Here is a 12,979-nt window from a genome sequence, read left to right as displayed (position 1 = left end):
AATTACACAAGCACCGTGATGGACAGGTCGGACGAGTCAGCAAAACCACCATAAAGGTGCCTATCCCCTTCGTGGTGGTTGTTGGCAGTTACCAGGGGGTTCTGGCGGTTGAAGACTCGATTGCTTCGTGGCGTTTGAGCTCGCGGCGCATGGTTTGCGAGTTGAGCCAGGCTGCCTGCCAGCCACGGATGGGGTAGCGCGCTTCATCCAGCTCAAACTGCGTATAGCCGCACGCGTTGATGATTGTTGTCCCGCATGCATGCTGGCGCTCACGCTGAAAGTCGCGACCATAGCATTGGTGCACATGCCCGTGCACCATGTAGTCGGCCCCCCAGGACTCAAGCGCTGTGTTAAAGCACTCAAACCCTCGATGCGGCAGGTCGTCCAGGTCGCCCATGCCTGCGACGGGTGCATGGGTAAGTAGAATATCGCATCCGTCTACCAGTGCGATTTTTCGCGATAGCTTGCGCATGCGTTTTGCCATCTCGCGCTCGGTATACATGTTCGCGCCGTCGCGGTAGCGCATGGAACCGCCCAGACCCGCAATGCGAATACCTCGGTACACATATACGCTGTCCTCAACACAAATGCACCCGCCCGGTGCATGGCGCGCGTAGCGGTCGTCGTGGTTGCCACGAACGTACACAAGCGGTTTGTTGATGACAGTGACCAAAAACTCAAGATAGTCCGGATCCAGGTCGCCTGCGGATAGAATCAGGTCAACGTCCTCAAAGCGCTCCTTGCGAAAACATTCCCACAGGCAGCGCTCCTCTACATCGGCAATGGCTAGGATATTCATAGGGCACGGACCTCCGGCTCGTTATCGAGCTGCGGAATCGAGCCTATAACGTTGTCAGCCAGCCAGTCCATCTCGACGATTTGCGTGCTCGGCAGCGGGGGAAAGCCCTCGATCTGCACCACGCCGTCTTGGCTATGGAGCTCGCCGCCAAATGGATTGATGGAGCCCTCGACGATGCCATTGCGGAGCAGCTGAACAAGCTTACGCGTCTGATAGGGCAGGCCCGGAGCGTAGCGAATGTCGATGACGCCCGAGCTCATACCATACCAGTAGTTGACGGCGCGAACCTGGCTGTTGTCACTGGTCTCATCCCAGGTGCCGTGCAGCAGACTTCGCACGATAAGCTCGTAGTATCGGCCCCAGTTCCATACCGGCATGGCGATGCCGGCGACCTTGCCATCGACCAGGCGGTGAAGTCCGTAGGCCGTAGGGTCTTCGAGCGACTTTGACATGTCAGCGCCGGTCATGACGCTCACGCCCTCGCGGCACATGGCCTCGGCAAGGCCTCCGGCGGGCACATCGCCCCAGGTCAGGATAATTTGCGCGCGGGGGTCGAGCAGCGAGGCGCCAATCGCAAAGGCGTTGATCTCGCTGAGCGCGCCCGAGGCGAAGACCGACGCGTGGTAGCCAATGCGGTGGTTGTCCGCCATGCTGGCGGCAAGGGCGCCCAGTAGGAACTTGGCCTCGTACATCTTTCCAAAGTACGAGCGGACGCTTTGGTGGGGAAGGCCGATTGAGCAGTTAAGGAACCGCACCTGGGGATACTCGACTGACGCCCTGAGCGTGTATTCCATGAGCCGGTGTGAGGTCGAGAAGATGACGTTCGCCCCGTGCTTTACGGCTGTCTCGACGGCGGCGTAGAACACGTCCGAATCGTGGCAGTCCTCGAACGCCTCGGTGCGCACGATGCCGCCAAAGTGCTCATCAAGATACCGGCGGCCCTGGTCGTGTAGGCTGTCCCAGCTCGACGTGGCACAGGGAAACTCGTGGATAAAGGCGATTCGCATGGGATTGGCAGTGGAGTAGACGGTCTTGCTCATAAAGAAGTTGAGCACGCCCGAGGTAGCTTTTGTCGGTGCGCCCTCTTTCTCGTTGGGCTGCGGCGCTTCGACAAGATCGACTTTGTCCTCGTCGCTTTTGCCGGCAATGACAAGCTCGCGCCAAATCTTGCACAGACGGTTGACGACGATATCCGTCGGCGTATCCAGCAGACGGTCCTGGTTGTAGACGTTGAGGTAGACGAGCATGGCATCGGCAGGCGTAATGTCCAAGTGGTCGCCGCCCGCGCGAAGATAGGCGCGCTTAAAGAGCAGGAAGGTGTGACGTAGGTAGTCGACCTTCTTTTGAGGCCATTTTTCGACAAGATCTTGGCCGAGCATTTTGGCAAGCATCTCGTAGCCGCCCTCGCGCGAAAACTCAATCTCGTACAGGGGGCATACGTACCAAAAGGCGCAAAACTCACCGTACAGGCGGCTCTCGACGGAATCCCACTTACCGGGGTACAGACGCGTCACCTTGGCCGAAACCGTCGGAGCGTCAAGGAATTTGAGGACGCTGACACGCTTGTTGCCCTCTTGGACGTAAAAGCGGTGCATGAACTCGGTGACGATGATGGGGTCGCGGTAGCCCTCGGAGATTTGGATATCGTAGAGGTTGGACCATTTGCGGGCGAATTCGGTATTCCAGGGGAGCAGCGGCATAAAGTTACACGAAAAGGCGGACTGGCGACCTTTGGTAACCGTGCCGACGACCATTTCGAGCGGAATGTCCCGCAGGCCGATGTTCTCGCGCTGCCCGCAGGGAAGCTGGGCGACCAAGCTGTCGAGGTCCGTAAGATATGGATGCTCGCTTTGGCTGATGGCGCGACGGCGTCCCTGTTCGCCGCGCTTGCGCGCTTGACGATAGGCCTCTTCCATGGTGTCTACTCCCTTAGTCGTTTAAACAACGATATGAACCATGGTACCACGATGCGAAACCACCACAATGGTGCCTGTCCCCTTTGCGGTGGTTTTAGGCGATGATGGGGGCGATGGCGCGGATGCAAGCGTCGGCTGCCGTGAAAGTGGTGCTGTCGTCGCTGACGATAAAGATGATTTTGCCCTTGACGCCAAAGTCGCCGATCTCGCTAAAGAGCACGTAGGGCTCCTTGTCAAAGCCAGAGATGGGAAGCACCGCGGCCTTGGTGGCGTCGGTAAGCTCATCTGCCAGCGCGTCCAACGAGGCCCACTTGGACGTGTCCTTTACGGCAACGGGCACGGCAACGCGCCCAAAGGGCATGAGGTGCACGAGCGTGTTCTTGGAGATATTTGAGTTGGGGACGATGATGGTCTGCCCGCAGGCGTCCTCGATGGTCGTATGGCGCCAGGTGATATCTTGGACCACGCCCGTCACGCCGCCGACCTCGATATTGTCGCCGGGTTTGATGATGCCCATAAAGGTCACCTGCATGCCACCGATAAGGTTTGACAGCGTGTCCTGAAAGCCGAGCGAGATGGCGATGCCGCCGACGCCAAGAGCGGCGACGAGGGCGTTTGCATTAATGCCAAAGCAGTTGTCGAGGATAAAGCTGCCGCCGATCATCCAAATGACGGCGCGCGCGATGTTGATGAAGATGCTTGATGAAGGGAGTGGGTTATCGTCGCGGTTGAGCAGGTGGTACAGGGTCTTGGACGCGACCTTGGCGGCAACGGCGGTGCCGATGGCCAAGATACCTGCCCAGATAATGTTGTGGACCCATCGTTGTGCAAAGAAATGAAGAATCGGCTCAAACAATTCCATGTAGAGAAACCTCCTAATGATCGTCCAACCATGATACCCATCAAGAAGCCCGTCCGATCAAATTCGGACGGGCTTCTGTGCTCGATATGGGGGTTAGCGAAAACCGCCGCAAGGGCGTCTGTCCCTTTGCGGCGGTTTTGACGTTTGCGCAGATAAAACCTGCCAAAATAAACCTGTCCCTTTTTGGTAGGTTTAGCTTAGCAGCATGCGGTCGTTGGCGAGCTCGCCGCCCGAGACCTCCTCGAACTTCTGCAGCAGGTCGGCCACGGTGAGCGACTTCTTCTCGTCACCGGCCACGTCGTAGATCACGTGGCCTTCGTGCATCATGATCAGACGGTTGCCCAGACGGATAGCGTCGTTCATGTTGTGCGTGACCATGAGCGTGGTCAGGTGGTTCTCGTCGACGATCTCCTCGGTCAGGTTGAGCACCTTAGAGGCCGTCTTGGGGTCGAGGGCCGCGGTGTGCTCGTCGAGCAGCAGCAGGCGCGGCCTGGTGAGCGTGGCCATCAGCAGGGTGAGCGCCTGGCGTTGGCCGCCCGAGAGCAGGCCGACCTTGGCGTTGAGACGCGTGTCCAGACCAAGGTCCAGGCGCTTGAGTAGCTCAACGTACTCATCTTTCTCGGCCTTGGTGACGCCCCACGAAAGGCCGCGACGCTGGCCGCGACGCTTGGCGAGGGCCAGGTTCTCGGCGATTTGCATGTCGGCAGCGGTACCGCGCATGGGGTCCTGAAACACGCGGCCCAGGTACTTGGCGCGCTGCGACTCGCTCAGGCGCGAGATATCGGTGCCGTCGAGCTCAATAACGCCCGAATCGAGCGGGTACACGCCGGCGATCATGTTGAGCAGCGTGGACTTGCCGGCGCCGTTGCCGCCGATCACGGTTACAAAGTCGCCGTCATTCAGGGTGAGGTCGACGCCGGTGAGCGCGCGCTTTTCGGTGACGGTGCCCTTGTTAAAGGTCTTCTTGACGTGCGAGAGCTTAAGCATCTGCCTCATCCCCCTTCGTGTAGGAGCTGCGGAGCTTATAACGCTCCCAAACCACGGGCACGCACAGAGCCACAGCGACAATCACAGCGGAGAGCAGCTTCATGTCGTTGGCGTCCATGCCCAACTGCAGCACGATGGCGCGGATAAGGAAGTACACCACGGAGCCAAAGACGGCGGAGGCAAGACGGACGCTAAACTGCGTGAGGCCGCCGGGCAGCAGACGGCCGAGCACCTCACCGATAACAATGGCGGCAAGACCGATAACGATGGCACCGGTGCCCATACCAATGTCGGCATACTTCTGGCTCTGGCAGATGAGCGCGCCCGAAAGGCCGATGAGGGCGTTGGAGAGCACGAGGGCGATCATCTTGGTGGAGTTGGTGTTGACGCCCAGGGCGCGGATCATGTACTCGTTGTTGCCGGTGGCGCGCAGCGCCGAGCCGATCTCGGTGCCAAAGAACCAATACAGGATGGCAACGATAGCCACGGCGAGCAGGATGCCCAAGATGATGGCAACGGTGGACTGCGGCAGACCGGTCATATTGCTGACGGCCGAGAACACGGTGCCCTTGGCAAGAATGGGCGTATTGGACTTGCCCATGATGCGTAGGTTGATGGACCACAGGCTGATCTGGGTGAGGATTCCGGCGAGGATCGCGGGAATCTCAAAGACGGTGGTCAGAATGCCCGTGACGGCGCCCGCGATGGCGCCGGCGCACATACCGGCCAGCACGGCGAGCAGCGGGTCGACGTTGTTATTGACGATGAGTACGGCGCAGACGCAGCCGCCGAGGGCAAAGCTGCCGTCGCAGGTCATATCGGGGATGTCGAGCAGGCGGAACGTGATAAACACGCCAAGCACCATAATGCCCCAGAGGACGCCCTGCGAAACGGCGCCCTGCAATGCAATGAGCATGCTTCATACCTCCTAGGATAGGGTGGACACGTGATGTTCCATAATAGCGGTAACAATGAATATAAGAACGGCAGGCAAACGTTTTGTTATATCTGAAACAAGCAGGGCGAACGCCGGTCTATGACGTTCGCCCCAATGGCTCAGATATTGAATAACGCAGCTATGGGCGAGAACGAACCCTAGATGCGTTACGGCGCATGGTGCTACTCGTCCAGGGCGGAAAGGTCGATGCCCAACGCCTCGGCCATCTCGTCGTTCTTGACGACGACCAGGTTCTTGCTCGAGAGGTGCTTGATCGGCATGTCTTCGGGCTTGGCCTCGCCCTTCAGGATCTTAACGGCCATCTCGCCCGCGGCGTAGCCCAGGTCCTCATAGTTGATGGAGAGGGTGAACAGGCCGCCGGCCATGCACATACCCTCCTCGCCAGTCACGAAGGGGAGCTTGTTCTCCTTGCAGATCTGACCGACCTGCGAAGCGCCCGCGGCGATGGTGTTGTCGGTGGGGGAGTAGAGCGCGTCGACCTTGCCCACGGCGGACTCGACGACGGACTGGATCTCGTTGGAGCTCGAGACGGTGAAATCGGTGTACTCGAGGCCCAGCTTGTTGAGCTCCTTCTTGGCGGCTTTGATCTGGACGTCGGAGTTGGACTCGGCGGTGCAGTAGAGCAGGCCGACCTTTTTAACGTCGGGCAGGACCTTCTGCATCATCTCGAGCTGCTCGGCGACTGGGGTGAGGTCGGAAGCGCCCGTGACGTTGGTGCCGGGCTTGTCGTTGTCCTGGACCAGGCCGGAGGCGGCGTAGTCGGTGATGGCACAGCCCACGATGGGGATATCGGCCGTGGCGCCGGCGGCAGCCTGCGCGGCGGGCGTGGCGATGGCATAAATCAGGTTGACGTTGTCGCCCACAAACTTGTCGGCAATGGACTTACACGTGGACTGGTCGTTCTGGGCGTTCTTCTGGTCGATCTTGACCTTAAGGCCGCTCTCCTTGATGGCCTTGACAAAGCCGTCGTTGGCGGCATCGAGTGCGGAGTGCTCGGTGAGTTGCAGAACGCCGATGGTGTAGTCGGAACCGGCGGCAGCAGAGCCGGAACCAGAGTTGCCGCCGCATCCGGCGAGCGGGGCGAGCGCGAGCAGACCGGCGGAGACCAGAAGGCTCCTGCGGCTGATGGTGATGTCCTTCATATCATTACCCCCAGTATAAAAATGGCTGGAAACACTGCACTGGGACAAAGTGCAAGTGGAACTATAGTAGCGCTGATGTCCATTTTTACAACAGCCTGGCGGGTTTTTTAATACAGAATCGGATGGGCGGTACGGGTAGTCGAATGGGCGGCGGAGGGTCTTATGCGGCGGAGGCGGCGTCGTCCTCGTCCAGGGCGGCGAAGAGCTTCTTGCCGTCGAGGAGACGTGTGGTGACGTTTCTCATGCGGCCGATCTCAACGGTACGCAGCGTGTCGTCGGCGCCTCGCGCGTCATAGACCGTTCCCAGCAAATACGAGATGCCGTCTCGTTGCTTGATGGCAAAGGGCCGGAGTGTCATCCGCGCCACTTCGACCTCTCCGCGTGCCGTGACACTCGAAATATCAAAACTCACCGTGGTTCCGTGGTCGATGGCCTGCTCGATGAGCTCGCAGGCATCGATGCGCTTGACGGGCGTGCGTGTGGCCTTGGTGGATTTGTCGCCTGCGCTTGGAGCAGGTTCGGGCATATCGAGATAGTCGCGAACATCGGCGCTCGCCATGGCGACCAGGTGCTGCGCCATGCTCTTTCGAATGGCTATGGGCGTCGATCGGTTGCGCATGACCATGCCGTGGAGCCGTATGATCTCTTCGTCAGCAAGCGGGCGGGTGAGGAGCCGATAGCCCACGCCGCGTTTATAGTCGATTTCGTATCCGGCGTGACGAAGTGCAGATATTGAGGTATAGATGCTGCGGCGTGCCGCCGAGATGGGCATGCGGGCGGGGTCGTCGGGATGGGCGAGGAGCTCGACCAGCTCGTCGGAAAGCAGTGCCTTGTCCTCGCCGGTGTTCTCGCTCAAGAGCTGCAGGATGCGTACGGCGCGATAGGCTGCCATCGAGGCGGAGCCCCTGGTCGTGGTCTCGTAGTTTTCAACAACGGCTTCGGTCATAGCGCCCACGTCCTTTCCGTTTTTGGTGATGGCAGATCAGAGCCTAGGGCGCGAAGCCTGGCCAAGGACGCGTGACGCCTTGGACGGTCGATGGTTGCCGGCAAACGGCGGGTCGAGTTTTCAACAACCCTGCCTAACTGACCAAAACCTTGCCAAAAGCTTGACGGATGCTGTTGAAAAAAGCGCCCCTCGGCTTGCCGAGAGGCGCTGGCGTGATGCACTGGAACGCGTTTGGTGGCGCTATGGCGATTAGAAGTCGGCGTTACCCACGGTACGAGGGTGCGGCAGGACGTCGCGGATATTGCCCACGCCGGTGAGGTACATCACCAAGCGCTCGAAGCCCAGACCGTAGCCGGCGTGCTTGCAGGAACCGTAGCGGCGCAGGTCAAGGTAGTACTTGTACTGCTCGGGATTCATACCCAGGTCCTTGATGCGGGTCTCGAGCAGATCCAGGCGCTCCTCGCGCTGGGAGCCGCCGATAATCTCGCCGATACCGGGAACCAGGCAGTCGGCGGCGGCGACGGTCTTGCCGTCCTCGTTCATGCGCATGTAGAACGCCTTGATCTCGGCCGGGTAGTCGGTTACGAAGGTCGGGCGCTTAAAGTGCTCTTCGGTCAGGAAACGCTCGTGCTCGGTTTGCAGGTCGATGCCCCAGCTCACGGGATAGTCAAACTTGTGACCCGCAGCGACGGCCTGCTCCAGGATCTCGACGGCCTCGGTATAGGTGACGCGGGCAAAGTCGGAGTTGGCGACATGGTCCAGGCGCTCGAGCAGACCCTTGTCCACAAACTTGTTGAGCATGTTGAGCTCGTCGGGGCAGGTGGCCATAACGTCTTTAAGGACGTACTTGAGCATGGCCTCGGCGTTATCCATGTAGTCGTTGAGGTCGGCAAATGCCATCTCGGGCTCAATCATCCAAAACTCGGCGGCGTGGCGCGTGGTGTTGGAGTTTTCGGCGCGGAAGGTGGGGCCAAAGGTGTACACGTCGCCAAAGGCCATGGCAAAGTTCTCGGCATTGAGCTGGCCGGACACGGTGAGGCTCGCATGCTTGCCAAAGAAGTCCTGGCTCCAGTCGACCTCGCCGGACTCGGTGAGGGGCGGATTTTTGGGGTCGAGCGTGGTCACGCGGAACATCTCGCCGGCGCCCTCGCAGTCACTCGTGGTGATGATGGGGGTGTTGACGTAGACAAAGCCCTGCTCCTGGAAGAAGCGGTGGATAGCGGCGGCCGCGACAGAGCGGATACGGAACACGGCGCGGAACAGGTTGGTGCGCGGGCGCAGGTGCTGCTGGGTGCGCAGGAACTCGACGGTGGCACGCTTTTTCTGCAGCGGGTAATCCGGGGCGCTGACGCCCTCGACCTCGATGGAGGTGGCAGAAAGCTCGAAGGGCTGGGGCGCATCGGGGGTCAGCTTGACGGTGCCGGTGCAGATGAGGGCGGCCGAGACGTTTTGATGGGCGATCTCGTCGTAGTTGTCGAGCGCCTCGCGGTTCATGACGACCTGCAGGTCGCGGAAGCAGCTGCCGTCGTTGAGTGTAACGAAGCCAAAGTTCTTCATGTCGCGGACGGACTTGACCCAGCCGGCAACGGTGACGGTCTGGCCACCGAGCGACTCGGCATCGGCATAGAGCTGCGCGATTTTGGTGCGGTTCACGTATCCTCCCATAACGGTTGAATGATAGTTATCCATACAGTTCGATATTCTAGCAGCTCGGCTCATTTGGGCTATACAGATAAGGCATTGGCGGGATGGTTTTTCAAACGAAAAGCGCCCGCGGCCAAATGGTCGCGGGCGCTTGACGAGGTGCCTTTTGGCTGTGTGCGCGGGACCTGGCTACTTGGTCTTGGCTACCAGCAGCGGGTCGCCAAGCTTGACGAGCGGGTTGCCGCCGATAAGCGTGCCAGACTCGCCGACGTGGTCGATGCTCTTGAGGCGGTCGAGCTCAGAGATGATGACGGTCACGATGTCCTCGTGACCGGCGGCCTTGATAGCGTCGCGGTCGAAGCTGATGAGCGGCTGGCCGGCCTTGACCGTGTCGCCCATCTCGACGAAGCGGGCAAAACCCTTGCCGTTCATTTCCACGGTGCCCAGGCCAACATGGATGAACACGCGAAGACCGTCCTCGGTGATCATGCCGATGGAGTGGTTGGTGACGGTGGTGGCGCCGATACGGCCGTTAGCGGGGGCGTAAATGGTGCCGGTAATGGGCTCGATGCCGTAGCCCTGGCCGAGCATGCCCGAGGCGATGGTCTCGTCGGGAACCTCACTCAGATTGACGAGCACGCCGTTGACGGGAGCGTAGATGACGCCTTCGCGGGTGGCGAAGCTTGCTGCGGGCGGAACGGACGCCTCGCCCGACGAAGTGAACGTGGACTTGAGCGAATCGAGCAGACCCATAGATGCCTCCAACGTATCAGGCGCGCATGTTGCACGCGTGTGGTTTGCCGGAAACGTTTCGTACGTGTTTCCCAGCACGGTCAGCGCTCCTATTTTACGCTGCTTAACGATGGTCCTGAGCTGGGATTATGTGATATATCAGTTGATGGCCAACTTATTGCGGGGGTGTTTCTGCGCCGCGGGCTCAAGTGGGGTACGCTAAGGTGCGAAAAACGAGCGCGCACGAATCGCACGGAGGGAGCACCTATGTTTATTGAGAACCATGCGCTGTGGGGCGAGGAGCCGACCGAGGATTATCCGGCGACGTTTACGTATCTGGGTGCCGAGCCGCTGCCCGACAAGCCCAATGGCCGCCGCCCCGCGGTGATCATCTGCGGCGGAGGCGGGTTTACGCATATCGCTCCGCACGAGCAGGACCCGGTGGCGTTTGCATTTTTGGACCGCGGCTACCAGGCCTTTGTGCTCAACTATGTGACGAGTGCTACGGGCGACGTGAGCTTTCCACACCCGCAGGCGGACCTCGCCAAGATGATCGCTACCGTGCGCGCCAACGCCGACGAGTGGCATGTCGATCCCAAGCGCGTGTGCATCGTGGGTTTCTCGGCGGGCGGCATGATCTGCGCCTCGTTGGCAACGCAGTGGAAGACCGGACCCTTCGCGGGCCTTGCCGGGGCTCGTCCGGAGGATATTCGTCCCGACGCCGTGGTACTGGGCTATCCGTTGCTTGACCTTGCCTATGTGCGCGACATGCAGACACGCGACCCGCGCATCGACCTGCGCGTGCCCAAGACGGGTGGCAAGACGGGGCGCGATCTGCTCAACGACTACCTGTCGATGGTGACGGGTGGCGAGGCAACTGACGAGCATTTGGCCGATATCTGCCCCACCACACATGTTTCGCGTCAGATGCCGCCAACCTTTGTGTGGGGCGTGTCCGACGACAAGACGGCGCCGATCGCACAGGTCTACCCGTTTGCCCAGCGCATGGCCGAGGAGGGCGTCGTATGCGAGATGCACGTCTTTGACCAAGGTGGTCACGGCCTTTCGCTCGGCAACGCCAATACCGCGGTCGATAACGAGGACAAGCAGGTGGCGGTCCGTCCATGGATTCGCCTAGCCTTCCGCTTCCTGGAGCGCCACGGTTTCTAGACCGCGCAGCACGAGAGTGGATAATCTCCCATTTTTTGGTCTGCTTTTCGACAAAAACGGGGGATTATCCACTCTCGTGAGATGGGCGTCTGATAGCTTTCCTTGTTGTATTTCTACCAAACGGTGAACTGGGCGTTTTCCGTGTTCCAATGGACATCGCGAACGTAGTCGCGCACGCCCGTCGCGTCTCGTGCTTCGAACAACTCAAGAATATGAGCATGTTCGTTGTTGGCTTTATTGAGCAGTTTGCAAGCCGTCTCTTGGTCAACAGTCTCGTAATCGCGCTTGATAAAGCAACGCTCGAGCTGCGAGATCATATCGCGCAGACGGTCGTTGCCACAGCGGTTGAAGTACGTAAGGTGAAAGTCTCGCTGAATGTCGTCATACTTACGGATGAGACCGCCTTGGATCGCGAGGTCCATGGAGCCGACGAGAAATTTCAGCTGCGTAATATCGTCGTCAGTTAGATTCGGACAGGCGAGATATGCGGCCTGCCCGTCGAGCGGCCCCATAATCTCAAAGACTTCAACGGCGTTTTGCTGATCGAACCCACGGACGCGGAATCCGCGGCGGGGGAGATTGTCCAGATAGCCGTCGCTTGCGAGCTGGATGAGCGCTTCGCGGACCGGCGTGCGCGACACGCCCATGGCATCGCAGATCGCCTGCTCGCTCAGCCGGTCGCCGGCCGAAAGCTCGCCGGCGTCAATACGGCTCGAAATATAGTCGTATACGTGGTCCTTCAGGGGCTTTCTGAGCGTTTCCATGAGCCTATGTTCCTTAACGGTATATTTCTAAAAGCAAATACGTTTCACTTGAATAGCTCAGTTGAATTATAGAACGACCGGCTAAATCATGCTACTTTGCGCCGATACGTAAGAATACGCTTACCGAAGAATACCTACCGTTCAGGATTGTATACAATATACAAAACAGGAAAACCGCCCTAAGATAAAGCCATCGAAAGGAAGGCGGGCGCGAAGAAGTCCCGCTCTCTGCTAAGAGATCCAAGGAGGATCATCATGACCAAGTTCAGCCACGTCATCATCCGCCGCCCCGGCAAGTCCCTGAGCAATGGCATCACGAGTGCCCCCGAGCTTGGCCAGCCCATCTACGAGCGCGCCATCGAGGAGCACTACGATTATGAGCATGCGCTCGAGCAGTGCGGCGTTGACGTGTCGGTGCTGCCGGCACTCGAGCAGTATCCCGACAGCTGCTTCGTCGAAGATCCGGCCGTTATCACTCGCTGCGGCGCCATCATTACCAACCCCGGCGCCGATAGCCGCAACGGCGAGAAGGACGAGATTGAGCCGGCCGTCCGTCGCTTCTTTGACGACGAGCATGTCAAGCACATCGTTTCTCCGGGCACGCTTGACGGCGGCGACGTCATGATGGTCGGTGACCATTTCTACGTCGGTCGCTCCGCTCGTACCAACGAAGAGGGCATTCGCCAGTTCTGTGAGATTCTCGAGGGCTGGGGCCTCGAGGGTTCTGAGGTTCCGCTGGAGGAGGTCCTGCACCTCAAGACGGGCGTCAACTACATCGAGGACAACAACATGCTCGTCTCTGGTGAGTTCATCGATAAGCCTGACTTTGCCCAGTACAACAAGATCGTCGTGCCCGAGGACGAGGCGTACGGCGCCAACTGCATCTGGGTCAACGGTACGGTCATCGTTGCCGAGGGCTATCCGACTGTGCTCAAGGCCGTGCAGGATCTGGGCTACAAGACACTCGTCGTCGACACCTCCGAGTATCGCAAGGTCGACGGCGGCCTTTCTTGCCTGTCGCTGCGCTTCTAACGCGATAGCTGTAACAGTCTGATGATC

The 12,979-nt window shown here is 59.6% G+C and carries 12 protein-coding genes; 2 read left to right on the top strand and 10 right to left on the bottom strand.

Features of this window, described 5'->3' with window-relative positions; genetic code table 11:
* Positions 1-88 precede the first annotated feature (88 nt).
* The 9 genes from DXC99_RS03320 to DXC99_RS03280 form a co-directional block, all read right to left on the bottom strand.
* Positions 89-799: a metallophosphoesterase gene (locus tag DXC99_RS03320; protein ID WP_117583098.1), complete on the bottom strand. Its 711-nt coding sequence runs from the start codon at positions 797-799 to the stop codon at positions 89-91.
* Positions 796-2,715: a BMP family ABC transporter substrate-binding protein gene (locus DXC99_RS03315; protein WP_117583097.1), complete on the bottom strand. Its 1,920-nt coding sequence runs from the start codon at positions 2,713-2,715 to the stop codon at positions 796-798. Before DXC99_RS03315 ends, DXC99_RS03320 begins: the two co-directional genes overlap by 4 nt.
* A gap of 94 nt (positions 2,716-2,809) precedes the next feature.
* A complete protein-coding gene (locus DXC99_RS03310; protein ID WP_089572515.1) occupies positions 2,810-3,577 on the bottom strand; it encodes a mechanosensitive ion channel family protein in 768 nt (255 codons plus the stop codon).
* A gap of 192 nt (positions 3,578-3,769) precedes the next feature.
* Complete coding sequence (locus tag DXC99_RS03305; RefSeq protein ID WP_055250279.1) at positions 3,770-4,564, bottom strand: ABC transporter ATP-binding protein; 795 nt, start codon at positions 4,562-4,564, stop codon at positions 3,770-3,772.
* Positions 4,557-5,480 (bottom strand): ABC transporter permease, encoded by a 924-nt coding sequence (locus tag DXC99_RS03300; RefSeq protein ID WP_006234992.1) that lies wholly within the window; start codon positions 5,478-5,480, stop codon positions 4,557-4,559. Before DXC99_RS03300 ends, DXC99_RS03305 begins: the two co-directional genes overlap by 8 nt.
* 203 nt (positions 5,481-5,683) lie before the next feature.
* On the bottom strand, positions 5,684-6,664 hold the full coding sequence (locus tag DXC99_RS03295) for an ABC transporter substrate-binding protein (RefSeq protein ID WP_117629248.1): 981 nt from the start codon (positions 6,662-6,664) through the stop codon (positions 5,684-5,686).
* A gap of 160 nt (positions 6,665-6,824) precedes the next feature.
* Positions 6,825-7,610 (bottom strand): hypothetical protein, encoded by a 786-nt coding sequence (locus DXC99_RS03290; protein ID WP_117629247.1) that lies wholly within the window; start codon positions 7,608-7,610, stop codon positions 6,825-6,827.
* A 249-nt stretch (positions 7,611-7,859) separates the two neighbouring features.
* Positions 7,860-9,263, bottom strand: a complete 1,404-nt coding sequence (gene asnS / locus DXC99_RS03285; protein ID WP_117629278.1) for an asparagine--tRNA ligase — start codon at positions 9,261-9,263, stop codon at positions 7,860-7,862.
* Between the two features lie 180 nt (positions 9,264-9,443).
* Positions 9,444-10,007 carry a PTS glucose transporter subunit IIA gene (locus DXC99_RS03280; RefSeq protein WP_117583092.1) on the bottom strand — a complete coding sequence of 188 codons (564 nt, stop codon included), beginning with the start codon at positions 10,005-10,007 and terminating at the stop codon, positions 9,444-9,446.
* A gap of 246 nt (positions 10,008-10,253) precedes the next feature.
* Between DXC99_RS03280 and DXC99_RS03275 the strand changes: the two genes are divergently transcribed.
* Positions 10,254-11,156: an alpha/beta hydrolase gene (locus DXC99_RS03275; RefSeq protein ID WP_117629246.1), complete on the top strand. Its 903-nt coding sequence runs from the start codon at positions 10,254-10,256 to the stop codon at positions 11,154-11,156.
* A 113-nt stretch (positions 11,157-11,269) separates the two neighbouring features.
* On the opposite strand, the gene DXC99_RS03270 is transcribed toward DXC99_RS03275, so the two are convergent.
* A complete protein-coding gene (locus tag DXC99_RS03270; RefSeq protein WP_117583090.1) occupies positions 11,270-11,920 on the bottom strand; it encodes a GntR family transcriptional regulator in 651 nt (216 codons plus the stop codon).
* A gap of 255 nt (positions 11,921-12,175) precedes the next feature.
* Here DXC99_RS03270 and DXC99_RS03265 point away from each other — a divergent pair, with 255 nt between their 5' ends.
* The gene (locus DXC99_RS03265; RefSeq protein WP_117583089.1) at positions 12,176-12,952 is read left to right on the top strand and encodes a dimethylarginine dimethylaminohydrolase family protein; all 777 of its coding nucleotides are present in this window, start codon (positions 12,176-12,178) and stop codon (positions 12,950-12,952) included.
* The last annotated feature ends 27 nt before the right edge of the window (positions 12,953-12,979 follow it).

It is taken from the genome of Collinsella sp. TF10-11AT, from assembly GCF_003437565.1.
Lineage (GTDB): Bacteria > Actinomycetota > Coriobacteriia > Coriobacteriales > Coriobacteriaceae > Collinsella.
The sequence above is the reverse complement of the archived record's forward strand: the minus strand, read 5'-3'. Positions and strand labels throughout refer to the sequence as shown.

Excerpts from the sequence above, each read along its gene's own strand:
- DXC99_RS03320 (WP_117583098.1), bottom strand. The coding sequence starts at position 799 with ATGAATATCCTAGCCATTGCCGATGTAGAGGAGCGCTGCCTGTGGGAA.
- DXC99_RS03315 (WP_117583097.1), bottom strand. The coding sequence starts at position 2,715 with ATGGAAGAGGCCTATCGTCAAGCGCGCAAGCGCGGCGAACAGGGACGC.
- DXC99_RS03310 (WP_089572515.1), bottom strand. The coding sequence starts at position 3,577 with ATGGAATTGTTTGAGCCGATTCTTCATTTCTTTGCACAACGATGGGTC.
- DXC99_RS03305 (WP_055250279.1), bottom strand. The coding sequence starts at position 4,564 with ATGCTTAAGCTCTCGCACGTCAAGAAGACCTTTAACAAGGGCACCGTC.
- DXC99_RS03300 (WP_006234992.1), bottom strand. The coding sequence starts at position 5,480 with ATGCTCATTGCATTGCAGGGCGCCGTTTCGCAGGGCGTCCTCTGGGGC.
- DXC99_RS03295 (WP_117629248.1), bottom strand. The coding sequence starts at position 6,664 with ATGAAGGACATCACCATCAGCCGCAGGAGCCTTCTGGTCTCCGCCGGT.
- DXC99_RS03290 (WP_117629247.1), bottom strand. The coding sequence starts at position 7,610 with ATGACCGAAGCCGTTGTTGAAAACTACGAGACCACGACCAGGGGCTCC.
- DXC99_RS03280 (WP_117583092.1), bottom strand. The coding sequence starts at position 10,007 with ATGGGTCTGCTCGATTCGCTCAAGTCCACGTTCACTTCGTCGGGCGAG.
- DXC99_RS03275 (WP_117629246.1), top strand. The coding sequence starts at position 10,254 with ATGTTTATTGAGAACCATGCGCTGTGGGGCGAGGAGCCGACCGAGGAT.
- DXC99_RS03270 (WP_117583090.1), bottom strand. The coding sequence starts at position 11,920 with ATGGAAACGCTCAGAAAGCCCCTGAAGGACCACGTATACGACTATATT.
- DXC99_RS03265 (WP_117583089.1), top strand. The coding sequence starts at position 12,176 with ATGACCAAGTTCAGCCACGTCATCATCCGCCGCCCCGGCAAGTCCCTG.